We start from the raw sequence: 20,101 nt of genomic DNA, 5'->3' as shown, positions 1-20,101 counted from the left end.
CCCCGGACATGCGTCACGCGCAGCCGGCTCCCGGTCGGAGGGCTGCAGAGGAAAACAAGGGGACAGGAATGGAAGGCTCGCAGGTTTCGGGCGATCCGGATTTCCTCACCCCCGAGGCGCTCCTCGCGAGCGCCGTGATGGGGGGAGGGCTGCCGGAGGACGCACAGTATCATCTGTGGGAAGCCGGCCTCTCCTACCAGCAGGATGAAGTCGCGGAAGCCCATCTGCGGCAGGCCGAGGCGCTGGCGCCGGGTCATGCGGCGGTGCTGATCGGTCTCTACCGCTTCTATTTCTACAAGGGCCGGCTCCAGGAATGCCTGGAGGTGGCTCGCGTGTGCCTGGCCAAGGCGCAGCGGGAGACCAATCTGCCGGCGGACTGGCGAGACGTGTGTGCGCAGGATGCGGAATTCTCGCGCTACGACCGGCTGATGCCGCGCTTCTTCCTGTTTACGCTCAAGGGCTACGCCTACCTCAACATGCGCCTCGGCGATCTGGAAGAGGGGCGGGCCGCGGTGATGAAGCTGCTCGAGCTCGATCCCACCGACAAGGTCGGTGCAAGGCTGTTGCTCGACGTGCTGAACAGGGCAGGGCAGGACGATGATGACTGAAGACGACATCGACGAAGCCAAGACCTGGCTCGGGGAAGACGTCGATTGCTCCTCGTGCGCCCACCAGGACCTCCTGGCGGCAGGAAAATGCAGTCTGCGACGGGCTTGCGTGAACGACCGCTATGCCCGGCGTATCGACCGCTTCTTCAACTGGAACCCGGCGCTCGCCAACTCCTATGTGCGGCACGACCATTTCGAGGTGCGCGCCATCGCGGCCAAGCACGCGGACGTGTTTGTGCTGCCGGCGCTGCTCAATGATCCGGAGGAGACGGTGCGCTGGAACGCAGCACGTCGCCTGCCGAAGACCAAGATCCTGCCCCTGCGCAAGGATCCCCATCGTGAGGTCCGCATCCGCATCGTCTCGCTGCTGGAGGATGCCGATCTCTCCCCCATGATGGCGGACGAGGATTACTACGTGCGGCTCGTCGTGGCGCGTCGCATCGCGCCGCCGCTGCTCTCACGCATGGTGGATGATCCGGAAGCCGAGGTCCGCCGCGTGGTCGCCCAGCGCCTGCCGGGGGAATGGCTGTTGTGCATGGTCAACGACAGGAGCCCCCAGGTGCGCCTGGAGGTGGCCCAGCGCCTGGCCCCCGATCTTCTCTCCGCGCTCGTCGCCGATCCGGACTGGCGGGTGCGCTACGAGGTGGCGAGCCGTATCGCTCCCACCCAGGTGTCGCAGCTGATCGATGACGATGACGACTTCGTGCGCGAGGTCGCCCGATCCCGCGCGAAGGCGGGCGGGGAGCTTTTGAGGGAGATGCCGCTATGAGCAACATTGTCCGTGACAGTGATGTGGTCGAAGTCTCAGAGCCGCCGTACTTCAACTTCGGTGAAAAGGTGAAGGCCAAGCGGGTCATTCGCAACGACGGAACCTATGCCGGGAAGGAAATCGGCGAGATTCTCGCGAAGAAGGGCGAGGTCGGCTACGTGGTTTCCATCGGGACCTTCCTGCAGCAATTCTATATCTACGGCGTCGAATTTACCGAAAGCGGCAATCGCGTGGGTATGAAGCGCAAGGAACTCGAAAGCGCCATCCCGCGCGACGAAATGGACATTCCCCTGCCCGGAGCACCCAAAGCATGATCCTCGAGCCGCGCAACCCCAAGTATCAGTGGGGCCAGAAGGTCAAGACCCTGATCGACCTCTACAACGACGGCTCCTACCCGGAGATGCCGGAAGAGGCGCTGCTGGTGGGCCTCGGCACCACCGGCGAGATCGTCCAGGTGGGGACGCATACGGACACCAACACGCCCATCTATTTGATCGAGTTCACCGAACGTCTGGTGGTGGGGTGCCTCGAGGAAGAGATCTCCCCGCTCGAGTGAACCTTTGCAGAGCCGGGACGGCTTGGATTGGGAAAGAGACGAGACGATGAGGCTGCCCGCTCATCCGAACGATCTCGACAAGAAGCGCATCGAGCGCGCCATCAAGGCACGCAAGCGCTATCGCTATGTCACGCCCCGGGTGCTTGCCACCGAGGGCGGTTATCGCATCGAAAGCGCGTGCTGCTCGCGCAACATCGATCCGGAGGGCGGTGTGGTGGACATCGCCCTGCTGCTGTTCGACTCGGAGGAGGGCGGCTGGCAGCTCTTCCGCAAAAACCACGGCACCTGCCTGTGGGAGCTCGACAGCACCCATGACCGGTTGAAGGAGGTCCTCGATCTCCTCAACGACGATAGCGACCGCAAATTTTGGCAATGATCTAATTTGGCAATGATCCTGCATGGGGACTTCGGCCCGCGACAGAAGACGCGGATGTGTCTCATTTTCGGCAAGGGAGAGTTAGTTATGGCCCTCAGCGACAGCGACCTCTCCGAGATCGAGAAGGTCCTCACGGCCGAGGACGCCTCCGGGCCTGTGTTTGCCGAGCTGCGCCGGCGGTTTCCCGCGCTGTCGTGGACCCAATGCGACGCTTCCGATGTTACGGAGGCGCCATTTCGCACCTATTCGACATACGACATCCATCTGCTCGATACCGCCGATCACTGCGCGCACATCACGCTCGATCCCGCGAGCGCGACCGGTGTCATCCTCGCCCGACGGAGCGCGTGATGAGCGACATGGATCTCATTGACGACGCCGACCTGCCCGCCGACGACGATGCGGAGGGCGAAGACACGTCGATCCTGCTGTCGGATCCCGACATTACGATGATCGAGCTTCAGGCGGTCGCCGAGGCTCTGCAGTCCCCGCGGCTGTCGAGCGGGACGACCGCCGAGGCATTCGAGGCGGAGTTCGCCGGCTATCTCGGCCGAAAATATGCGGTGGCGGTGCCGAGCGGCACCATGGGCCTGCTCTACACCCTCAAGGCCTACGGCATCGGCCCCGGCGACGAGGTGATCTGTTCGCCCCATTCCTTCCGGGAGACGGTTCATGCCGTGAGCCTTTCCGGCGCGCGTCCGGTCTTCGCCGACATCGACTACTGGGCCGGAACCCTGGTTCCCGAGAAGGCGGCGGCAAAGATCACGGAGAAGACCAAGGCCATCGTCGCCGGTAATGCCAACGGCCATCCGGCGCCCTGGACCGCTTTCCAGGAGCTGGCGCGGACGAACCGTCTGGCCCTCATCGAGGATTCCACCGAGGCGATCGGCTCGCGCTACAAGGGTGCGCTGGTTGGGACGTTCGGCGACACATCCGTGTTCGATTTCTCACAGCCCTTCCCGCTGGTGTGCGGCGAGGGCGGCATGGTGGTGACTGACGACATCGACGTGGCGGTGGGGCTCCGGCGCTTTCGCTCCCACCGGCTCGACGAGCGTTCGTCCGTCGTGGTCTCCATGAGTGCGCCCTACCAGGGCGCCATGAGCGACGTGACCGCCGCGCTTGGCCTCGCCCAGCTGGGGCGGCTGGAAGAAATTCTCGAACAGCGTCACACGGTCGAGCATCTCTACCAGAAGTATGTCCAGTCCTTCGAGGGTATCAAGGATCCATTCATCGGACCGGACGTGACGGAGGTGAACTGGTTCCTCTACGTGGTGCATCTGGGCACCCGCTTCTCCAAGTCGAGCCGCGACGCCATCGTGGACGACCTGAAGGTGGAGAAGGTCGAATCGGCGGCCTACAGCGCGCCGCTGCACCTGCAGCGCCATTACTTCGACCTCGGCTATCGCAAGGGCGACTTCCTCGTGACCGAGAAGGTGGCCGACCGGGCGATTGCCCTGCCGTTCCACACGCACCTGTCCGAGGACGAAATCGAGTTCATCGTTGCAACGATGAAGGATGCCTCGATCAATGTAGGGGCGGGCGCCGCCATCTACTGAAGGCAAATAATATCGCACCCAACCACAAAAGTTGAAACGACAGGAGCTTATGATGTCCACGGTTACGTTGAAGGTTATGCCCGCCGGAAAGACCATTGAGGTTGCGGAAGGGACGAACCTCCTCGAAGCGCTCATCACCGTTGAGCCGGGTCTTGCCGTGCGGCAGGCGTCGGACAAGGACGGCAGCGCGTCCCACGTCTTCGTGCAGGAGGGCCGCAAGGGTCTCTCGAAGACTTCGCGTGAGGAGAACGAGTTGCTTGACGCAATCGTGGGCGTGGGCTCGAAGTCGCGCCTGGCCAAGTACATCACCGTTCTCGGCACCGAGAATGTGACGGTGGAACTCCTCGGCGAGTTCTCTGGCCTCTGATGGGATTCGGGGCGCCCCGCCACGATTCGGGGCGCTCCTTTTCTGCCGTTATCACGGCAGGCAAAAGAAAATCCGCCCTGCCGCTGGCACGACAGGACGGATGTTCAGATGCCGGACGGGCTGCGGCATGCCGTGCCGCCGGTAGGCGTTTCTAATTTTTAGTGTCGTCGCGAAGAGGGGATGGGGATCTGCCGGTTCGCGACGAGGTCAAAGTGGAGAAGCACGATGGACGCCGAAACGGTTATCATTCACGCGCGGTTCGCTCCCAACGGCACGATTGTGGAGATCAGCGAACGCCCTGTGGGTCTCGACCCGCAGGATTGGTTCAACTTCCTCTCCTATCAGGCAGCGGACAGCTATCAGGCCCTGGCCGGCGGCCGCGGTGTCTTCCGTCTCACGCGCTCGGTGGTGGATGCGCTCAAGACCGAAGCGACCACCAAGGCCGCGTGATCAACTGGATTGTATTGAAGCCGTCCGTGGCGCACGGCGCAATCCGGGCGACTACGTAGTCGCCCGCCTCGCAGGTGTTTTTCAGGCGCGCGGTTGGTATCTGCTTTGCGACAGGTTGCCTTGCAGCGAAAGCTCCGGCGAAGCCTTTCGGCTCGCCGGAGCTTTTTCGCGTCTACGATCATCCGGCGCTTCAGATCTGCACTTCCGACGGCGGCAAGCCAGGCGGATTTTTACCCAAGAAAACGACTCGTCCAAGAAAACGGCTGAACCCAGAAAACGGCTGAACCCAGAAAACGGCTCACTCACGAAAACGGCCCGCCGGCAGGATTGCCGGCGGGCCGTTTTTATGACGATCTCGCCCGTGTGGGTGCCGGGCAAGGTCCGATCAGGCCACGGGTGCGGCCACGCCCTTCTCGGCGAGGAGCGCGGTCAGCTCGCCCGCCTGGAACATCTCGCGCACGATATCGCAGCCGCCGACGAATTCGCCCTTGATGTAGAGCTGCGGAATGGTCGGCCAGTTGGAGAAGGCCTTGATCCCCTCACGCACGAAGGGGTCCTGCAGCACGTCAACGGCGTGGTAAGGCACGCCGACCTGGGCCAGCACCTGCACGACGGCGGAGGAAAAGCCGCACTGCGGCGCCGCGGGCACGCCCTTCATGAAGAGAACCACGTCGCTGGCGGAAATAATTTCCTGGATACGTTCAGCTGAACTGGCCATGGCAAGAACTCCGGTGTGAAGAAAAACTGAAGCAAGGAACAAGACCGCCTCGATGCGGTTGAACCGGGCATCCTATTTCGGGGAGAGCGTTTCCAGCTTCAGGGCATGGAGCGTGCCGCCCATGTGGCCCTGGAGCGCGGCGTAGACCATCTGGTGCTGCTGCACCCGGCTCTTGCCCCGGAATGCTTCCGAAGTGATCCGGGCGGCATAGTGGTCACCGTCGCCGGCGAGGTCGACGATCACCACCTGCGAGTCGGGAAGCGCCTCCTTCACGAGGCGCTCGATTTCCTCTGCGGCCATAGCCATTACATTGTCTCCTGGTTTCGCGCGTTGCCATGCAAGGTCGAAACCAAGTGCCTTGATGCCCGCTCAGAGCACGCGCTGATCAACCGGTTCGGCAAGGGGATCGGATAGCGCCTTCACCGTGTTGCAGAGGGGGAGATCGACCCGGCAATTGGCATCAGTTCGCCAAGGCTGCGCCTTTGGCGTGTACCGTGGGCGTATCCTGTCGGAAACGTGACAGCCCTTCGGCCGTGTGGTTCAGGCGGGGTCCATGCGGGACGCTGTGGGGGCGTCCGGTCAGGCCTCGGGAGCGGCTCCGGGGCCAATCCGGCGCTTCAACTTGCAGGCGTTCCAAGCGGCCCGGCTCTTGCTTACAAAGTGTCGCCCCGAGGAAACGAGAGCCGTCATGAGCGAATTGCAACAGCAGGGCCGAACGCGCGCGCGCCGCGCTTTCGCAACGATTCTGGGGACTAACGAGATTGCCTCGGCCGTTGCGGTCGAACTGCATCGGGGCGGCTACAGCGTCGTCCTCTCCCATGATCCCATGCCGCCGGTCATTCGCCGCAAGATGGCGTTCCACGACGCGCTGTTCGAGGATGACGTGAGCGTGGACGGGGTGAAGGCGGAGCGCGCGGACACCGGGGTTCATGTTCGCGCCGGCCTCGCGCGCAATGCGGTGCTGGTCACCAGCCTCGGCCTGCTGGACCTGATCGTGCTGGGCACCATCGATCTGCTGGTCGATGCCCGCATGAACAAGTATCAGGTGACCCCGGACCTGCGGCGCCTCGCCAAGCTCACCATCGGGCTCGGGCCCGGGTTCAGCGGCGGAGCCAATTGCGACCTCGCCATCGAGACGCGTCCCGGCAAGGAAGGCCAGATCATCCAGCACGGCCCCACCGACGCGCCGGACGGGATCGCCCGCCCCCTCGGGAGTGCGGCAGCCGACCGTTTCGTGCATTCGAAGGTGCCGGGCCGCTGGCACACCGCCATTGAGATCGGTGCCCGCGCCTTCAAGGATTTCCACATCGGCTATCTCGGCGGCGAGTCCATCTGCGCGCCGTTCGACGGTGTCGTGCGCGGTGTGGTGCGGGACGGCACGGAAGTGCCTTCGGGCGTGAAGCTTCTGGAAATCGACCCCCGCGGTCGCGGTGCCGACTGGACCGGGCTCGATGCCCGGGCCCTGGTCATCGCCCAGGCGGTGAGCCGGGCGCTGACCTTCCGCACGGCCCGGACCGCCGACGCGCCGTCCCATCCCTATCTGGTGAAATGATCGGTTGAAGCCTTTCGCCAGCCCCAACGAAGGGCCGAAGTCATGATCGACCTGCTGCCCAATACGGATGTCATCAATTTCGGCGAGGTGTCGGATGCGGTGAACGCGCTGCTCCAGCAGGGCGTCATCGCCTATCGCGGCGATCGCCAGCGGGCGGACGAATTGTTCCGCCAGGCGCTCGCCACCGCGCCCGCCGAATTGCCGGTCTATTTCTGCCTCTACAAGATCCACACCTACCAGGGGAATCTGGATGAGGCGGAATCCGCGGCCGAGGGCGGCCTGAAGGAGGCGGCGAGCCAGGCGGGGTGGGACCTGGACTGGCGCAGGTGGCAGCCGCACGACGTTTTGCCCGACGGGCCGGGGCGATTTGCCCTTTACACGCTCAAGGCACTGGCCTTCATCCATCTGCGCCAGAGCCGGCCCGATGAGGCCGCCGAAAAGCTTGAGGCCCTGAAGGTCCTCGATCCCACCGGCGCGGTGGGCTGGCCGGTGGTGGCCGCCCTGGCGGAAGGGCTCGACTGAGGCCCGGCGTGGGAAAGCCGGTCGCACCGTGGTATCAGGCGTGCCGTTGGCATTGCACTTGCTACTGGAATGTATGACGAGGGGGCAGGAGGCAATCGGCAAATGACTCAGCCAAGTGATCACGGCATTGCCGCTCCGACCACGATGATCCTCCATGGTGAGGTGCGGAGCATTGATGAGTTTGCGGAAGATGAAGCGGCGTTGATGGAAGCCATCATCGCCGGCTTGCGCACGGTGACCGACCCTGAAATTCCGGTGAACATCTACGATCTTGGCCTGATCTACCGTATTGAGGTCAAGGACGAGGGCCTGGTCGAAATCGACATGACTCTCACCGCGCCGGGTTGCCCGGTCGCCGGGCAGATGCTCGGCTGGGTGCAGGAGGCGGTGGTCGTGGTTCCGGGGGTTTCGGACGTCAAGATGAAGCTGGTGTTCGATCCGCCATGGGACAAGTCGCGGATGAGCGACGAGGTCCAGTTGGAGCTCGGACTGATCTGATCCCATCGATGCGTGTGACTTTAGGAATGGCCGGCCATGCGCCGGCCATTCCCGTTTCAGATGGCGCTTAGAGCGTTTTCGAGCGAAGTGGATACCGGTTCGCATAAAGAAAACGCGTCAAAACAATACTCTAGAGCGGTTGCCGTGAGCCGGAGCGAACGGAAGACGCTCTAGCCCTGAAATTCTCAGCCGAGGAATTGCGCGGCGAAGCGGGCGCGCTTCTCGTCGGTGTCGAGGCCCTTGGTGAGCGGCCATTTGTTCTCGGAAAACAAGGCTTTGACGCCGCGCGTCACCTCGGTGCCGCGGACGTACCAGCGCTCCACCCCGTCGGGGGAGATGACGGCCGGACCGTCGGTGCGGTGCACGCAGGCATCCTCCAGCCAGAGCCTGGTTTCTGAATAGAGGAAGATGCCTGCCTTGCGGGACATGTCGTCCCGGTTTTCTTCGGTCACCACGAACATGTCGGCCATGGGCACTCTCCTTGTGGGCTTGAACGTTTGGCAAATCGGGTCGGTTGGCAAATGATGTCAGTTGGCACGCGATGTCAGTTGGGAAGGCTTTGCGTCACGCCGAGCAGGGCCAGATTGTAGCCTTCCTCACGCAGCACCCGCTGCACCACCGGCCGATCCAGCATGCGCTGGTAGTGGGCGGCGAGGTTGGGGGGCAAATCCATCCCGGTCTTGTCCGCCCAGAATTCTACATAGAACAGGATGGGATCGGCGGCGGAAAATTCGCCGGCCACATAGTCGCGGCCGGTGAGCGCCTGGTCGAGGATGGAGAAGCCCTGGCTGACGATGTCGCGGCCCAGGGTCTCCACCTTGGGCCGGTCGGTGGGGCTGGCGGCGAAGGTCGGGGTGGAGAAGATGCGCGCGAAGCCCTGGCCATGTACAGTCCCTACCACATAGACCATGGCCTCCAGGGCCCGCGCTGCCGCATCGGCGTCGGCCGGCCACAGCCGGCCGCGGCTGTGCGCGAGCCAGTAGGCGATGGAAACCACCTCGGTCAGCGCGGTGCCGTCCGGCCGCACCAGCGCCGGGATGGTGGACTTGGGATTCACCGCCACGTACTCGGGCTTGAAATGGTCGCCGGCCGGCAGGTTCACGACGTGGGCCTCGAAGACTTCTTCCAGCTCTTCCAGGATGATGTGGATGCCGGTGGAGCAGGAGCCGGGCGTCATGTAGAACTTCATCGCGGCCATCAGGCGTCATCCCTCGCGCGCATCCTCGTGCGCCCCCCGGCGGGGAAGGCGGCAGTCGGCATGCTTCATGCAAATATCGGGGCAGTTCGGAGCCCGGCCGCTGCAGCGGCTGGAAGTCCGACAGTCTGTTTCATTTGCGACAGGGGCCGGCATGGTCAGGCCGGCGCGTTTCAGGCAGGACGGGAGCGGGATGGGCATGTCTGCCGACGAAATCGATATTTATGCCATCTGCGAGATTGAACAGATTTCTCCCGGCACGGCCAAGGCGTTCGACCTGTCCCGGGTCATGGATGATGGCGAGGCGCGTCCCTTCCGCATCGTGGTGATCCGCACCGCGGTCCGGGAATTTGCGGGCTATGTGAATGCCTGCCCCCACCAGGGCACCTGGCTGAATATCGGCGGCGGAGAGTTCTTCAACGCGGATCGCACGCGCCTGCGCTGCGGCCGCCATGGCTCCCTGTTCGACATCGAGAGTGGCGCCTGCGTGGAAGGCGCCTGCGAGGGAAAGCACCTGGAGCCGATCGCCCTTGCGGTTGTCGGCCGCGACGTGTGCCTGTGCGGGGTGCGGCTGGTGGAAGAAGAGCAGCGCCCCTTCCCGTATGACGATTTCGACGACACCATGGAGATCATGATCTCGCCCGACTGACGGGGCCGGGATCGCGTTGCAAGAAGATGTCCGGGGTGGAGACGGGATGACGGGTGATCTGGAGACTACGGCCGTGGGGGCGGGCGAATGCCGCTTCTACACGACCTATACGGGCGTGAAATTGCCCTTCCGGCTGGTGGAGGCCATTCCGGAGGCGCAGTTGACCCATCGCAACACCTTCATCCGCGCGTATTTCGCGGCGGACGGACTGCTGACCGGCTTCGACAAGATGGTCTATGGCGAGGTCGAGCTGGCGCACCGCTATGAGTATCACGGCAACGGCGCGCTGTGCCGGGCCGAGGTGACCATGGATGAAGAGACGGTGGTGCTTGCCTTCGACGAGGCGGGCGCGCCGCTGGGGCCGGGCTGAGCGCAGCCGTGGCGGGATCAGGGCCGGGATTTTTCGGCGGGACGGGCGAGGGACGGGCATGACGGTGGCGCAACTCATCGAGGCGCTCGGCAAGCTGCCGCCGGACGCGGTGGTGCTGATGGAAAGCGACGGCGGGCTCTCCCTCGTCTCGGCGTTCGATTTCGTCGAGGCCCAGGGCGCGGGTGCGCCGGCGGAAGTGATTCTTCTGCCCAACATGGACGAATAGGCGGGTTACCGCCCATACGGTCGACAGCTTTTGTTGTGACCCCTTTGCGTGAGGTTGACCCATGTCCGACACGGTCGAGGCGGTACCCATGTTCGAGCGCCTGGGCGGCGCTGTGGTCATCGACCGGCTGGTCGAGGCCTTCTACCACCGTATGGATACGCTGGCGGAGGCCGAGGGCATCCGCGCCATGCATGCGGACGATCTCGCCCAGACCAAGCATGTGCTGAAGCGCTACCTGACCGAATGGACCGGCGGACCCAAGCTCTATTCGGTGGAGAAGGGCCATCCGCGCCTGCGCCAGCGCCACATGGGCTTTACCATCGGCAACAGCGAGCGCGATGCTTGGCTGTTGTGCATGCGCGAGGCGCTGGATGAGACCGTGGCGGACGCGGCGGCGCGCGACGAGGTCTACGGCGCCATGGCGAAGCTTGCCGACTGGATGCGCAACACCGCCGGCAATCCCCACGATACCACGGGCCACGCGGCGCGGCCCTGAGTTTTGGGCGGCGCGGCCCTGAGTTTTGGGTGGCGCGGCCCTAAAGCGGGACGCCGAAGAAATCCTCGTCCGATCCGCCCCAGGCCTGATGCAGGGCGAGGGCGCTGCGCCACTTCGCCAATTCCTCGTCCGATGCGCTGCGGTGCGTAATCTTGCCTTCGGGCTGGTCGGCCAGAAGGTAAGATTTTGCATTGCGCAGGAAGCGGTTGAGGTCCTTGGTGTCGTTCGGGCGAACGACGCAGCGGGGGGCCTCATCGATGAGAATCGTCGTCGGGACCATCGCCGAGTCTCCTTTTCGCGTCGGGTGCGCGGGGTGCGTCTTCACCGGTGCGCCGCCTTTCGGCGTGCGCGATATGTGGCGGCAAGGGGCGGGCGCGGGCGCCCGCCCGCCTGCTCAGAATCCGTCCTTCTTCGAGCCCCAGGGATGGGAGCCTGGCACGAAGGACGCCTTGATGCCGGCCTTTGCGATGGCTTCGATGGTCTTGTAGTAGGTGCCTTCGTGCACCAGTGCTCCGGTCTTGGTGTTCACCGCTACGTATTTGGCCACCATGTCGGTGTCGCACACATATCCGCCGCCGGGATCGGAGACGCTGCGGGCGTTGCCGTCCCAGTCGATGAAAAAGCCTTCACTCTCTGACATGCCTTGCTCCAGCAGATAAGGCGGAGCACATCTTCCAAGCCCCGCTCCGGAGGGGTGAGCAAGGTTCTTGCCAGATGTGGAAACGTGGAATCGCGTGCCCGAGAGGCGAGCGTGTCGCGCATCCGACAGCAAGGCCGCAAGCAGGTATGCTTCGCGACATTTTCGATTTTTTCAGCAGAAGCCATCACCAATATTGTAAATTCTGCCGGATCATCTAAAATCTGCAAGTTATTTTTTGTTTTCGCTGGAGAGATGTTATGGCCGAATTGACCCGACGCATGGCGTCGCTGAGCGACGTGCAGGGCATCTGGGGGCTGCTGCGCCAGGTGTCGTCCGACATCCCCTTCAAGGTTGAGGACGAGATGCAGCAGGAGAGCCTTCTGTCCGAGCTGATGGCCTGCTGCACCTCCGGCCTGTCGCCGGTGCTGGTGGACAATGAAAAGGGCATCGTCGGTGCCCTTCTGGCGCGCCGCGACGATTTCGAATGGGGCTTCCGCAACAGCGAGGCCATTCATGTGGCCTATGCGGCCGTGGCCCCGGCGGTGCGCGAGGACAAGGTGTTTCCGGCCCTTCTCGGCGATCTGCAGGACAAGAAGGTGCCGCTTCTCGCCAGCGTGAAGACCGGGGAGCAGCTCGGTTTTGCGGCCGCCCTCGGCGAACTGGGCTTCACCCATGAGGTGAAGGCAGAGAGCGGCTGGGGCGATCTCTATCAGTGGACACCGCCGGCTTCGGTCCACAATTGACGGGATCGGTCCATCGGTGAAGGCGTCATGCCAACGGCCCGGTCATTGACCGGGCCGTGACGGGTGTGCCCTGCGCCGCGGGCGCTTGCCAGGACAGGCGCTTACCAGACAGGCGATGGGTCAAGCTCATCGCCTGTCTGAGCAGATCGCTTGGCGTATCCTGGTTGGCGTGCCTCGGTTGCTGCACCATGGTCGACGAACCTAGAGCGTTTTCGAGCGAAGTGGATACCGGTTCGCGTAATGAAAACGCGTAAACTCAATAACCTAGAGCATTTCCCCGATTCAGTGAAACGGGGAAATGCTCTAGTGCGGTCCGGGCGGCGCTTGGTCTATCTTTGCTCGGCAGATCTTGGCTTGGTCTATCTTGGCATTCGAGCGGGCGGGCCAGCGGACAAGCAGAAAAGCGCGTCTCCGCGCGCCTCTTGCGTGTTTTCGGGCATCTCGTGTGATTTGCCGTGTGCCAGAGCAAGCGGAAAACCCTCTCGGGCACGTCGGTGAGATTGCATCACATCTGATCGAATGACACGCGTCTCTAGACGCTGTCGTCACTCTCGGGCCGGGCCTGGATTTCCGCGAAGGCGGTCTCCACCACGGCGCGGCAGGCGACCAGGCGCTGATACTCGGCGGAACTGATGGTGACGGTCTCGCCGGCGGCATCGCCCTCAGCCGGTGGCCGGCCGGCGAGGGCGGCCTCGAACAATATGCGCTCCAGCTGGAAGATGCGCTCGCTCGCCCGCTCCAGATACGGCAGCGGATTGGCCCGGACATTTTGTTCATGCAGGGCGTCCAGGCTCAGCAGTTCCCGGAAGCGCTTTTCCTTGCGCCGCTTGCCGGCGCCGAAATCATGTTCGATCACGCTCATGGTGGCGTCCTTGATGGACTTCCGCGTCGGCGGTATCCGATGAAACGTCCTTGAGCTTGGACCAAGTCGGCAAATATTTCCATCCCGAATCGACAGCAAAGCGGAGATCGCGCAAGTCTTCGCGAGACCCTGCCTCTACGGCCGCAGCCATCCCCAAGGGGGCGGGCGGCAAGGCCGCTCCAGGGCATCGGGACGGGACATCCCGCTGGTGGATCAAACCACCATGCGGGACGCGCGAACGCAATCTCAGGCCGAGCAAGCGTGGCCATCTGGCAAGCGTGACGACCGGGCAAGCCTGAGCATGTTCCTTGACCCCGGAGCGGGTGGAACATGCTCTCGACCGGACGGCGTCAGTCGGTGGGCGGACCCATGTCGTCGTCAGCCTTCTTCTTGGGCTTCTTTTCCGTCTTGGCCTGGGCGTAGGCGCCCGCATTCTTCAGCAGCACCGGACCCTGGCCCACCACATATTGGGAGATCCAGAACAGGGTGCGCTCCTGGGCCTTTTCCGCCGCTTCCGCATTGTAAGCAGGCCCGGCCTCATAACCAAAGCCGCGGGACGCATCGGGATAGGAGAAGGCGGATACATCCGGCCGGCGGGCACGGAACTGGACCCGGTCTTCCTCGGGCATCAGCGGATCCTGCTCGGCAAAGTGAATGAGGGTCGGGATGCGACGCTTCTCCATCACCCCCTCCAGCAGGCCGTCGGCGTGATAGCCGATGGCGCAGGCGAGGCCCTTGACCTTGTTGGCCGCGAGATAGGCGAGGTAGCCGCCCCAGGAATAGCCCACGAGGGCGACCTTGCCGGCGCCCTTCACGGTGTCCACGGTGGCCTGGATGGCCTCGATCGGCCAGTCGGTGCCCAGTTCGGCGGTGAGGGAGCGGCCCTCGGCGTCGGCCGAGGCGTCAAGCTCGATGTTGGACTTCACCTTGTCGAACAAGGATGGCGCGACCGCGACATAGCCGGCGGCAGCAAAGCCGTCCGCAATCTTGCGGATGTCGGCATTCACCCCGAACACGTCCTGCAGGACCACCACGGCACCCTTCGGAGTGCCTTCGGGATCCGCCCGATAGGCGGAGAATTTCACTTCATTCGCTGTGACTTCGATCATGGCATCCTCGGTTCTCGAGCGTCTTCTCGATCGGGGCAGTGGCGCTCGCTCTGCCATTCATCAACGGCTTAACCATGCAGTTTGGATGCCAAGAGAAGTGTCGTGACGCTTGTCTAGTCAGGAATATTACGGATATGCGGACCGGCCGCCGTTTTCAGGTGTATTCACTTGAAAATGATTGTCGGTCGCAATCTTCCCAAAGAAAAAGGTCGGCGGACCCGTCCGCCGACCTTTCTTGCCAAAACGTGTGTTGGGAGCTCTGTGTCAGGACGCCCCAAGGCGCTGGCGCGCCACCTCGGCCACGGGCGGCACGATGTCTTCGGCCAGCGGCGCAAGAAAACGAGGATCGATCCGCTCCGCAACGACGAAGCGGACCCGCATGTCCGGATCGCCGACGAGGGGCGGCAGGCGGTCGGGATCAAGATGCTCGGCCACCACCAGGCGCACCAGGGGATCGTCATCGGCCGTCATGCGGGCAAGCTGGGCCTGCGGTAACCGTCGCGCCACCACCCTGCGGACATCGGTCTCGGGATCGTGCATGAGATACACCAGCGCGTCCGGCGGGGCGCGGCGGGCCGCGACGATGCGCACCTGATAGTCGCTATCCGCCAGCAGTGCGACGAGGTCGCTGCCGTCCAGGCGCTCGGCAACGGCCATGCGCACCCGGGGCTCCGGGTCGAAACGCATCTCTTTCACCCGTGCAGCCGGCAGCCGGGTGGCGACGACCACGCGCACATCCGGCTCGGGATCATCCTTCAGCGATGCGAGCAGGAATACGCTGGCATGCTTGGCGGCTAGCGCCCGCACTTCGAAATAGGGATGGTCGAGATAGCGGGCGGCCAGCGCAGCATTCTGGGAGAAGAAACGGTCAATGCGCTTGCGCCGGCGATCCGCCACGCAGACCTTGCCCAGGTCGCAGCGGCCTTCGGCGTGAATGTCCTCATGCGGACAATCCTGGCAACGCAATGGGCGCCCCTGCCAGTCGAGGGCTTCGATGGTGGTATCTGGCTCTTCAGCCTTATGTGCGGACATCTGTCGTCCTCCCGCACCTAATCTAGGAGGGAAGATCGAACTGTTCCAGTGGGCGGCACATAAGGGCGCTGCGCCCGGACGGCATATCAAAATACCGCCTCCGGAGCGCTCATCGTCGGCGCTCCGGAGGCGTTTCAACACTTGACCGCAATAGCTGTCCGCTCGCGCGCACAAATCCGATGAAAAATAGGGGAAACATCTTCCTTGAAAAAAGTCGGTGGGAAGATGCCCCGGGGTGTCAGCCGAACTTGAAGAGCACGCCGTAGCCGCCGCGCGGATAGTTCCACTCGATGTCACCGGAGGGCTCGCCGATGATGCGGCAGGTGCCGCATTCGACGCAGCCGTCAGCGGTGATTTCCACCTGGCCCTTGTCGTTCATCTCGTAGCACTTGGCAGGGCAGGTGGTGAGCAGGGCTTTGAGGGCCGGGGAGGGGGTGGTATGCGGGCGCACCTTGATGTGGGCGCGGCCGGCATCCACGAGGTAACGGTTCTGGAAGAGCTTGTCTTCGACGCGAACGGCGGTTTCGGTAGTGGCCATGGGAAACTCCCGAAGGTTGGCGGCAGCGGATCACATCCGCCGCCTGGGTTCGAGCAAATCAGGGTTCGAGCTTAAGAAGGCTGACCGAAAAGGACGTCAGCGCCAGGCGCGCGCGAGGCGGAAGGCGTCGCCGAACAGGCCCGCCCACGACCGCGCGGAGACGAAGGACTTCATCGTCAGCTTCTGCTTCTCCTTCTTCGGCGTGCCATCGACACGCAGATAGTTCTCCATGGCCTTGTTGACCAACTGGGGATAGGTGAGGAAGAAGTTCTGCGACTGGATATGCAGAAGCTTCGGCATATCCTTGTACTTCTTAAGATCCTTCATGATGAAGCTGTCGTCCAGCATCTTCTTGTAGAGCGACAGATTTTGGGCGGTCATGGGGTCCTTGCGGGACTTGACCTGGAAGACCGCCTCGGCCGCGATGCGCCCCGAGGTCATGGCGAGGTTCGAGCCTTCGCGATGAATGGCATTGTTGAGCTGGGCCGCGTCGCCCACCACCACCCAGCCATCTCCGTAGAGCTGCGGGATTGCATTGTAGCCGCCCTCGGGAATGAGATGGGCGGCATATTCCTTCACCTCGGAGCCTTCCAGCAGCGGGGCGACGGACGGGTGGCTCTTGAACTTCTCAAGCAGCTGATAGGGCGAGACGCCGCTGGCCTGGAAGTCCGAAACCAGGCACCCGAGCCCGACCGAGATGCACTCCCGGTTCGAATAGATGAAGCCCATGCCGGTCATCCCCTTGGAGATGGTTCCGACCGCCTCGATGACGACGCCTTCGTTGCCCTTGAGGTTGAAGCGCTGCTCGATCACCTCCTGCGGCAGGAAGTGCATTTCCTTGACCGCGAGGGCGACCTCGGTGGGCTTGGGGATCTTGCGCAGGCCAGCCCGGGTGCCGAGCAGGCCGGTGACGCCTTCCGCCAGCACCACCACGTCCGCATGGATCTGGCCGCCGCCGCGATCGGTCTTCACGCCGATCACCTTGCCGTAGGCGTCCTGGACCAGCTCTGTCACCGTGGTTTCGCAGACCACGAGGGCGCCGGCTTCGCGCACCTTGCTGGAGAACCACTTGTCGAACTGCGCCCGGATGATGGTGTAGCGGTTCGGGCTTTCCTCGTTGAACTCGTCAGACCGGTACTGCAGGCCGGTATGCGAATTGTCCGTCATCATCCAGAAGCGCTGCTCGATCAGATGGCGCTCCAGCGGGGCGTCTTCCCGGAAGTCGGGAATGATCTTTTCCATCATGTCGGCGTAGAGAATGGCGCCCTGAACGTTCTTGGAGCCGGAATACTCACCGCGCTCCAGCTGGAGCACCTTGAGGCCGCGCTTGGCCATGGTGTAGGCCGCCGCATTGCCGGCCATGCCGGCGCCAACGACGATGGCATCGAATTTTTCGTCGATCATCGGAGCTATCCTTCAGCTGGCGAGCTTGTCGCGGGAGTGGGCAGACAGGCGCTTGGAGAAGGCTTCCGTCAGCAGGGGCAGGAAGCGCACGGCGTCGGTCACGATGCCCACATGGGCGAAGTCGAAGATGGGGGCGTTCTTGTCGGTGTTGATGGCGACGATGAGATCGGCGCCCTCCACGCCCACGCGATGCTGGATCGCGCCCGAAATGCCGGCGGCAATGTAGAGCCGGGGGCGGATGGTCTTACCGGTCTGGCCGATCTGCCGATCGGAGGACACCCAGCCCTTCTGCACCAGCGGGCGCGAGCAGCCGAATTCGGCACCCATGGCCTGGGCCAGCTGACGCACCAGCTGGAAGTTCTCCGGCGAGCCGAGGCCCATGCCGCCGGCCACCACCACGTCCGCATAGGCGAGGTTCGCCTTGTTGGAATCGCGGTCCGGCAGGAAGCTGAGAATCTTTGTGATGATGTCGTCTTCCACCACGCCGAGCTTGTGCTCGATGACGCGGCCCACCGGCTTTTCCACGCGGATGGGCATGGACATCACGCGGGGGCGCACGGTGGCCATCTGCGGACGATAGTTGAGCGTGTAGATGGTGCAGAGCAGGGAGCCGCCGAAGGTGGGGCGGGTCGCCGCCAGCGAGCCATCCGTGTCCACGTCCAGCTCGGTGGAATCAGCGGTGAGACCAGTGAGTAGCGTGGTCGCCACGGCGCCGGCGAGGTCGCGCCCGAGGGTGGTGGCCCCGAGCAGCAGGATTTCCGGCTTGTAGGTGTTCACGAGGTCCGTCATCGCGGACGTGTAGGCCTCGTTGCGGTAGTCGGTGAGCACCGGGTCGGCAACGACATAAGCGATGTCCGCGCCGTAGCAGAAGGCTTCCGCCACCGCCCCGCGCACCGTCTCACCCTCGGCGCCGAGGACCACGGCGCCCAGTTCCACGCCCAGCTTGTCGGCGAGCTTGCGGCCTTCTCCCATGAGTTCCCAGGAGACGGGATGGACCTGGCCGCGTTCCTGCTCGATGTACACCCAGACGTGCTTGTACGCCTTGAAGTGTTCCGGCAGTTCCTTCTTGGTGGACGCGCGTCCACCGGCGGCGGCAGGGGCGGGGGGTGTCTTCGGCTCGCTCATGATGGTCGGCTCTCTGTTCCTGGGTCGACGGCCGTCAGAAGCCGCGCGCCAGCGCGGTCAGGTCGGCTTCGAGATTGGGCTGGCGGGCAAACACTTCCGCGATCAGGGCCTCGGCGAGGTTCCCGCCCTCGGGGGCGTCGATGAACTTCGCCTTCTCGGCGCGCGCGCTCGGCGCGAACACGCGCTTCACGATGGTGGGCGAGCCCTTCAGGCCGCACTTGCTCATGTCCTCCACGCCGGCTTCCTTGGCGTTCCACTTCACGACTGCGGCGCGGGCAGCGCGCAGCGCGTTCTCCATGGAGCCGCGGCGGATCTCGTTGGTGGCCTCCAGCATGGCGACGAGGCAGGGCAGCTTGCTCTTGAGCACCTGGGTGCCGCCCTCGGCGCGACGCTCCAGGGTGATGGTGCGCGCCGCGGGGTCGAAGTCGGCCACCTTGGCCACATAGGTCACCTGGATCAGGCCGAGGCGCTTGGCGATGCCGGGACCCACCTGCGCGGTGTCGCCGTCGATGGTCTGCTTGCCGGTGAAGACCAGGTCCGGCACGCCATAGGTCTCGCCGATCTTGGTGATGGCGGTGGCGAGGGCGAAGCTGGTGGCCAGGGTGTCGGAGCCGGCGAAGAAGCGGTCGGTCAGGAGCACGGCGCGGTCGGCGCCGTAGGTCAGCGCCTTGCGCAGCGAATCTTCGGCCGAGGGCGGGCCCATGGTGAGCACGGTGACTTCGCCGCCGAACTTGTCGCGCAGCCGCATGGCCTCTTCCAGCGCGAACAGGTCGTAGGGGTTGATGATCGTCGGCACGCCCTGCCGCATGATCGTGTTCGTGACGGGGTGGACACGGATCTGAGCTGAGTCCGGGACCTGTTTGATGCAGACGACGATGTGCATGAATTCGCTCCGAGCCCTTCACCACGGCTTCGGAGTGTGACTAGCAAACCGCGTACCAAGCTGACGTCATCTGTGAATCGTTCGCATTGGCAATGACTTGAGCAGTATTGTCGCGAAACGGCGACACGATTGCACCATCATTCCCATGGCCTGATGCGAAATCTTGTCAGGAAGGCGACAGCTGCGCCTGGGACGTGGCCCCGGTCTGTTGCAGCGCCGTCATTTTGCGAGCGCTTCGCGATGGCGCGTCGCAATTGCGACGGCGGGAGGTGAGGTTTCGGGAGATCTGTCCGGAGGCTGACGCGACACAGCCAGCGCGGGGTGCGGGATGTTCAGGCCATGTCGGGTTGGTATCGCGACACGCCCAAAGGGGGGTGGATCGGGGCGCGCAGGGGACGGAGGCCCTGAAGACGGAGGCCCTGAAAGCGACCGCGGGCACGTCCGGCTGAGGGGCGACTGGTTCTTCTTCAGCAAGAGGTCCCTCGCCCGAAGGCGAGGGCGGGTCCTTCTTCAGCAAAAGGTCCCTCGCCCGAAGGCGAGGGCGGGTCCTTCTTCAGCAAAAGGTCCCTCGCCCGAAGGCGAGGGCGGGTCCTTCCTCAGCAAAAGGTCCCTCGCCCGAAGGCGAGGGCGGGTCCTTCCTCAGCAAAAGGTCCCTCGCCCGAAGGCGAGGGACCGGGACGTCTGAGAAGACTTAAGCCTAAGCTATATGAAACAGCGTATTGAAAAGGTCACGCCGCAGCCCTCTGAAATATTCGCGGCAAGCCAGTTTTGCTTGTCACGCGGCTCGGCGTCCGGGGCGACGGGCCGGCGCGCGGCCGGCCCGTCGAAGTCGTTCAACCTCAGGCGGTGAGCTCGGC

Annotated in this window: 30 protein-coding genes; 17 read left to right on the top strand and 13 right to left on the bottom strand. The window is 63.9% G+C overall.

The features are described from left to right. Positions 1-68: 68 nt before the first annotated feature. From V5F48_RS22695 to V5F48_RS22655, 9 genes are all read left to right on the top strand, one after another. On the top strand, positions 69-608 hold the full coding sequence (locus V5F48_RS22695; RefSeq protein ID WP_394110924.1) for a tetratricopeptide repeat protein: 540 nt from the start codon (positions 69-71) through the stop codon (positions 606-608). After that, positions 598-1,377, top strand: a complete 780-nt coding sequence (locus V5F48_RS22690) for a 4Fe4S-binding leucine-rich repeat protein (protein WP_394110925.1) — start codon at positions 598-600, stop codon at positions 1,375-1,377. The genes V5F48_RS22695 and V5F48_RS22690 overlap by 11 nt, the downstream gene beginning before the upstream one ends. Beyond that, positions 1,374-1,691 (top strand): nitrogen fixation protein NifZ, encoded by a 318-nt coding sequence (locus tag V5F48_RS22685; protein WP_394110926.1) that lies wholly within the window; start codon positions 1,374-1,376, stop codon positions 1,689-1,691. Before V5F48_RS22690 ends, V5F48_RS22685 begins: the two co-directional genes overlap by 4 nt. Continuing rightward, positions 1,691-1,933, top strand: a complete 243-nt coding sequence (locus V5F48_RS22680) for a nitrogen fixation protein NifZ (protein WP_394110949.1) — start codon at positions 1,691-1,693, stop codon at positions 1,931-1,933. Before V5F48_RS22685 ends, V5F48_RS22680 begins: the two co-directional genes overlap by 1 nt. Positions 1,934-1,979: 46 nt before the next feature. Next, the gene (locus V5F48_RS22675; RefSeq protein ID WP_394260407.1) at positions 1,980-2,309 is read left to right on the top strand and encodes a DUF3024 domain-containing protein; all 330 of its coding nucleotides are present in this window, start codon (positions 1,980-1,982) and stop codon (positions 2,307-2,309) included. Positions 2,310-2,396: 87 nt separating this feature from the next. Next, entirely contained in the window at positions 2,397-2,660 is a 264-nt protein-coding gene (locus tag V5F48_RS22670) for a DUF6129 family protein (RefSeq protein ID WP_282640205.1), read from the top strand. Beyond that, complete coding sequence (locus V5F48_RS22665) at positions 2,660-3,865, top strand: DegT/DnrJ/EryC1/StrS family aminotransferase (RefSeq protein ID WP_394260406.1); 1,206 nt, start codon at positions 2,660-2,662, stop codon at positions 3,863-3,865. The genes V5F48_RS22670 and V5F48_RS22665 overlap by 1 nt, the downstream gene beginning before the upstream one ends. A gap of 52 nt (positions 3,866-3,917) precedes the next feature. Then, positions 3,918-4,232 carry a ferredoxin gene (locus V5F48_RS22660; RefSeq protein WP_394110929.1) on the top strand — a complete coding sequence of 105 codons (315 nt, stop codon included), beginning with the start codon at positions 3,918-3,920 and terminating at the stop codon, positions 4,230-4,232. A 225-nt stretch (positions 4,233-4,457) separates the two neighbouring features. Further along, complete coding sequence (locus V5F48_RS22655) at positions 4,458-4,682, top strand: hypothetical protein (RefSeq protein ID WP_394260405.1); 225 nt, start codon at positions 4,458-4,460, stop codon at positions 4,680-4,682. A 385-nt stretch (positions 4,683-5,067) separates the two neighbouring features. Here the strand turns inward: V5F48_RS22655 and grxD are convergent, their stop codons facing one another. Together grxD and V5F48_RS22645 are read right to left on the bottom strand one after the other, a co-directional pair. After that, entirely contained in the window at positions 5,068-5,400 is a 333-nt protein-coding gene (gene grxD, locus V5F48_RS22650; RefSeq protein WP_394260404.1) for a Grx4 family monothiol glutaredoxin, read from the bottom strand. A gap of 72 nt (positions 5,401-5,472) precedes the next feature. Then, positions 5,473-5,706, bottom strand: a complete 234-nt coding sequence (locus tag V5F48_RS22645; protein WP_138400518.1) for a BolA family protein — start codon at positions 5,704-5,706, stop codon at positions 5,473-5,475. Between the two features lie 382 nt (positions 5,707-6,088). On the opposite strand from V5F48_RS22645, the gene V5F48_RS22640 reads away from it, so the two are divergent. From V5F48_RS22640 to V5F48_RS22630, 3 genes are all read left to right on the top strand, one after another. Further along, entirely contained in the window at positions 6,089-6,952 is an 864-nt protein-coding gene (locus V5F48_RS22640) for a xanthine dehydrogenase (protein ID WP_394260403.1), read from the top strand. Positions 6,953-6,994: 42 nt separating this feature from the next. Further along, positions 6,995-7,474: a tetratricopeptide repeat protein gene (locus V5F48_RS22635; protein WP_394110933.1), complete on the top strand. Its 480-nt coding sequence runs from the start codon at positions 6,995-6,997 to the stop codon at positions 7,472-7,474. A 102-nt stretch (positions 7,475-7,576) separates the two neighbouring features. After that, a complete protein-coding gene (locus V5F48_RS22630; RefSeq protein ID WP_282640212.1) occupies positions 7,577-7,972 on the top strand; it encodes an iron-sulfur cluster assembly protein in 396 nt (131 codons plus the stop codon). Positions 7,973-8,157: 185 nt separating this feature from the next. Here V5F48_RS22630 and V5F48_RS22625 read toward each other — a convergent pair whose 3' ends face one another. Both V5F48_RS22625 and V5F48_RS22620 read right to left on the bottom strand, forming a co-directional pair. Further along, positions 8,158-8,442 carry an aldehyde dehydrogenase gene (locus V5F48_RS22625; RefSeq protein ID WP_394110935.1) on the bottom strand — a complete coding sequence of 95 codons (285 nt, stop codon included), beginning with the start codon at positions 8,440-8,442 and terminating at the stop codon, positions 8,158-8,160. 74 nt (positions 8,443-8,516) lie between these two features. Beyond that, positions 8,517-9,161 (bottom strand): glutathione S-transferase family protein, encoded by a 645-nt coding sequence (locus V5F48_RS22620; protein ID WP_394260415.1) that lies wholly within the window; start codon positions 9,159-9,161, stop codon positions 8,517-8,519. Between the two features lie 205 nt (positions 9,162-9,366). Between V5F48_RS22620 and V5F48_RS22615 the strand changes: the two genes are divergently transcribed. From V5F48_RS22615 to V5F48_RS22600, 4 genes are all read left to right on the top strand, one after another. Beyond that, a complete protein-coding gene (locus tag V5F48_RS22615; RefSeq protein ID WP_394260402.1) occupies positions 9,367-9,816 on the top strand; it encodes a Rieske (2Fe-2S) protein in 450 nt (149 codons plus the stop codon). A gap of 46 nt (positions 9,817-9,862) precedes the next feature. Continuing rightward, a complete protein-coding gene (locus V5F48_RS22610) occupies positions 9,863-10,186 on the top strand; it encodes a DUF6156 family protein (RefSeq protein ID WP_394260401.1) in 324 nt (107 codons plus the stop codon). Positions 10,187-10,244: 58 nt separating this feature from the next. Further along, positions 10,245-10,412, top strand: a complete 168-nt coding sequence (locus V5F48_RS22605) for a hypothetical protein (RefSeq protein ID WP_394110938.1) — start codon at positions 10,245-10,247, stop codon at positions 10,410-10,412. A 61-nt stretch (positions 10,413-10,473) separates the two neighbouring features. Continuing rightward, a complete protein-coding gene (locus V5F48_RS22600; protein ID WP_394260400.1) occupies positions 10,474-10,908 on the top strand; it encodes a group II truncated hemoglobin in 435 nt (144 codons plus the stop codon). A 40-nt stretch (positions 10,909-10,948) separates the two neighbouring features. Here the strand turns inward: V5F48_RS22600 and V5F48_RS22595 are convergent, their stop codons facing one another. Both V5F48_RS22595 and V5F48_RS22590 read right to left on the bottom strand, forming a co-directional pair. Beyond that, positions 10,949-11,188 (bottom strand): hypothetical protein, encoded by a 240-nt coding sequence (locus tag V5F48_RS22595; protein ID WP_394110940.1) that lies wholly within the window; start codon positions 11,186-11,188, stop codon positions 10,949-10,951. Between the two features lie 114 nt (positions 11,189-11,302). Beyond that, positions 11,303-11,548: a hypothetical protein gene (locus V5F48_RS22590; protein WP_149576295.1), complete on the bottom strand. Its 246-nt coding sequence runs from the start codon at positions 11,546-11,548 to the stop codon at positions 11,303-11,305. A 257-nt stretch (positions 11,549-11,805) separates the two neighbouring features. Between V5F48_RS22590 and V5F48_RS22585 the strand changes: the two genes are divergently transcribed. Then, entirely contained in the window at positions 11,806-12,291 is a 486-nt protein-coding gene (locus tag V5F48_RS22585) for a hypothetical protein (RefSeq protein ID WP_394260399.1), read from the top strand. Between the two features lie 532 nt (positions 12,292-12,823). Here the strand turns inward: V5F48_RS22585 and V5F48_RS22580 are convergent. The 7 genes from V5F48_RS22580 to V5F48_RS22550 all read right to left on the bottom strand — a co-directional run bounded on the left by V5F48_RS22580 (position 12,824) and on the right by V5F48_RS22550 (position 19,244). Then, entirely contained in the window at positions 12,824-13,153 is a 330-nt protein-coding gene (locus tag V5F48_RS22580; protein WP_394260398.1) for a hypothetical protein, read from the bottom strand. 350 nt (positions 13,154-13,503) lie between these two features. Then, positions 13,504-14,262 (bottom strand): dienelactone hydrolase family protein, encoded by a 759-nt coding sequence (locus tag V5F48_RS22575; RefSeq protein WP_394260397.1) that lies wholly within the window; start codon positions 14,260-14,262, stop codon positions 13,504-13,506. Between the two features lie 264 nt (positions 14,263-14,526). Then, positions 14,527-15,294: a 4Fe4S-binding leucine-rich repeat protein gene (locus V5F48_RS22570; RefSeq protein WP_394260396.1), complete on the bottom strand. Its 768-nt coding sequence runs from the start codon at positions 15,292-15,294 to the stop codon at positions 14,527-14,529. A gap of 238 nt (positions 15,295-15,532) precedes the next feature. Further along, positions 15,533-15,832, bottom strand: coding sequence for a ferredoxin family protein (locus V5F48_RS22565; protein ID WP_011995817.1), 300 nt, complete (start codon positions 15,830-15,832; stop codon positions 15,533-15,535). A 96-nt stretch (positions 15,833-15,928) separates the two neighbouring features. After that, a complete protein-coding gene (locus V5F48_RS22560) occupies positions 15,929-17,236 on the bottom strand; it encodes an FAD-dependent oxidoreductase (protein ID WP_394110945.1) in 1,308 nt (435 codons plus the stop codon). Positions 17,237-17,248: 12 nt separating this feature from the next. Beyond that, entirely contained in the window at positions 17,249-18,361 is a 1,113-nt protein-coding gene (locus V5F48_RS22555) for an electron transfer flavoprotein subunit alpha/FixB family protein (RefSeq protein WP_394110946.1), read from the bottom strand. Between the two features lie 34 nt (positions 18,362-18,395). Then, positions 18,396-19,244: an electron transfer flavoprotein subunit beta/FixA family protein gene (locus tag V5F48_RS22550; RefSeq protein ID WP_394260395.1), complete on the bottom strand. Its 849-nt coding sequence runs from the start codon at positions 19,242-19,244 to the stop codon at positions 18,396-18,398. Positions 19,245-20,101: the final 857 nt, after the last annotated feature.

The sequence above is a fragment of the Xanthobacter autotrophicus ATCC 700552 genome, assembly GCF_043194565.1.
Lineage (GTDB): Bacteria > Pseudomonadota > Alphaproteobacteria > Rhizobiales > Xanthobacteraceae > Xanthobacter > Xanthobacter autotrophicus_F.
The sequence above is the reverse complement of the archived record's forward strand: the minus strand, read 5'-3'. Positions and strand labels throughout refer to the sequence as shown.

Excerpts from the sequence above, each read along its gene's own strand:
- V5F48_RS22590 (WP_149576295.1), bottom strand. The coding sequence starts at position 11,548 with ATGTCAGAGAGTGAAGGCTTTTTCATCGACTGGGACGGCAACGCCCGC.
- V5F48_RS22580 (WP_394260398.1), bottom strand. The coding sequence starts at position 13,153 with ATGAGCGTGATCGAACATGATTTCGGCGCCGGCAAGCGGCGCAAGGAA.
- grxD (WP_394260404.1), bottom strand. The coding sequence starts at position 5,400 with ATGGCCAGTTCAGCTGAACGTATCCAGGAAATTATTTCCGCCAGCGAC.
- V5F48_RS22625 (WP_394110935.1), bottom strand. The coding sequence starts at position 8,442 with ATGGCCGACATGTTCGTGGTGACCGAAGAAAACCGGGACGACATGTCC.
- V5F48_RS22600 (WP_394260400.1), top strand. The coding sequence starts at position 10,474 with ATGTCCGACACGGTCGAGGCGGTACCCATGTTCGAGCGCCTGGGCGGC.
- V5F48_RS22550 (WP_394260395.1), bottom strand. The coding sequence starts at position 19,244 with ATGCACATCGTCGTCTGCATCAAACAGGTCCCGGACTCAGCTCAGATC.
- V5F48_RS22635 (WP_394110933.1), top strand. The coding sequence starts at position 6,995 with ATGATCGACCTGCTGCCCAATACGGATGTCATCAATTTCGGCGAGGTG.
- V5F48_RS22660 (WP_394110929.1), top strand. The coding sequence starts at position 3,918 with ATGTCCACGGTTACGTTGAAGGTTATGCCCGCCGGAAAGACCATTGAG.
- V5F48_RS22665 (WP_394260406.1), top strand. The coding sequence starts at position 2,660 with ATGAGCGACATGGATCTCATTGACGACGCCGACCTGCCCGCCGACGAC.
- V5F48_RS22610 (WP_394260401.1), top strand. The coding sequence starts at position 9,863 with ATGACGGGTGATCTGGAGACTACGGCCGTGGGGGCGGGCGAATGCCGC.
- V5F48_RS22690 (WP_394110925.1), top strand. The coding sequence starts at position 598 with ATGATGACTGAAGACGACATCGACGAAGCCAAGACCTGGCTCGGGGAA.
- V5F48_RS22575 (WP_394260397.1), bottom strand. The coding sequence starts at position 14,262 with ATGATCGAAGTCACAGCGAATGAAGTGAAATTCTCCGCCTATCGGGCG.
- V5F48_RS22645 (WP_138400518.1), bottom strand. The coding sequence starts at position 5,706 with ATGGCTATGGCCGCAGAGGAAATCGAGCGCCTCGTGAAGGAGGCGCTT.
- V5F48_RS22585 (WP_394260399.1), top strand. The coding sequence starts at position 11,806 with ATGGCCGAATTGACCCGACGCATGGCGTCGCTGAGCGACGTGCAGGGC.
- V5F48_RS22615 (WP_394260402.1), top strand. The coding sequence starts at position 9,367 with ATGTCTGCCGACGAAATCGATATTTATGCCATCTGCGAGATTGAACAG.
- V5F48_RS22620 (WP_394260415.1), bottom strand. The coding sequence starts at position 9,161 with ATGAAGTTCTACATGACGCCCGGCTCCTGCTCCACCGGCATCCACATC.
- V5F48_RS22560 (WP_394110945.1), bottom strand. The coding sequence starts at position 17,236 with ATGATCGACGAAAAATTCGATGCCATCGTCGTTGGCGCCGGCATGGCC.
- V5F48_RS22565 (WP_011995817.1), bottom strand. The coding sequence starts at position 15,832 with ATGGCCACTACCGAAACCGCCGTTCGCGTCGAAGACAAGCTCTTCCAG.
- V5F48_RS22655 (WP_394260405.1), top strand. The coding sequence starts at position 4,458 with ATGGACGCCGAAACGGTTATCATTCACGCGCGGTTCGCTCCCAACGGC.
- V5F48_RS22685 (WP_394110926.1), top strand. The coding sequence starts at position 1,374 with ATGAGCAACATTGTCCGTGACAGTGATGTGGTCGAAGTCTCAGAGCCG.
- V5F48_RS22670 (WP_282640205.1), top strand. The coding sequence starts at position 2,397 with ATGGCCCTCAGCGACAGCGACCTCTCCGAGATCGAGAAGGTCCTCACG.
- V5F48_RS22630 (WP_282640212.1), top strand. The coding sequence starts at position 7,577 with ATGACTCAGCCAAGTGATCACGGCATTGCCGCTCCGACCACGATGATC.
- V5F48_RS22640 (WP_394260403.1), top strand. The coding sequence starts at position 6,089 with ATGAGCGAATTGCAACAGCAGGGCCGAACGCGCGCGCGCCGCGCTTTC.
- V5F48_RS22605 (WP_394110938.1), top strand. The coding sequence starts at position 10,245 with ATGACGGTGGCGCAACTCATCGAGGCGCTCGGCAAGCTGCCGCCGGAC.
- V5F48_RS22555 (WP_394110946.1), bottom strand. The coding sequence starts at position 18,361 with ATGAGCGAGCCGAAGACACCCCCCGCCCCTGCCGCCGCCGGTGGACGC.
- V5F48_RS22675 (WP_394260407.1), top strand. The coding sequence starts at position 1,980 with ATGAGGCTGCCCGCTCATCCGAACGATCTCGACAAGAAGCGCATCGAG.
- V5F48_RS22595 (WP_394110940.1), bottom strand. The coding sequence starts at position 11,188 with ATGGTCCCGACGACGATTCTCATCGATGAGGCCCCCCGCTGCGTCGTT.
- V5F48_RS22695 (WP_394110924.1), top strand. The coding sequence starts at position 69 with ATGGAAGGCTCGCAGGTTTCGGGCGATCCGGATTTCCTCACCCCCGAG.
- V5F48_RS22570 (WP_394260396.1), bottom strand. The coding sequence starts at position 15,294 with ATGTCCGCACATAAGGCTGAAGAGCCAGATACCACCATCGAAGCCCTC.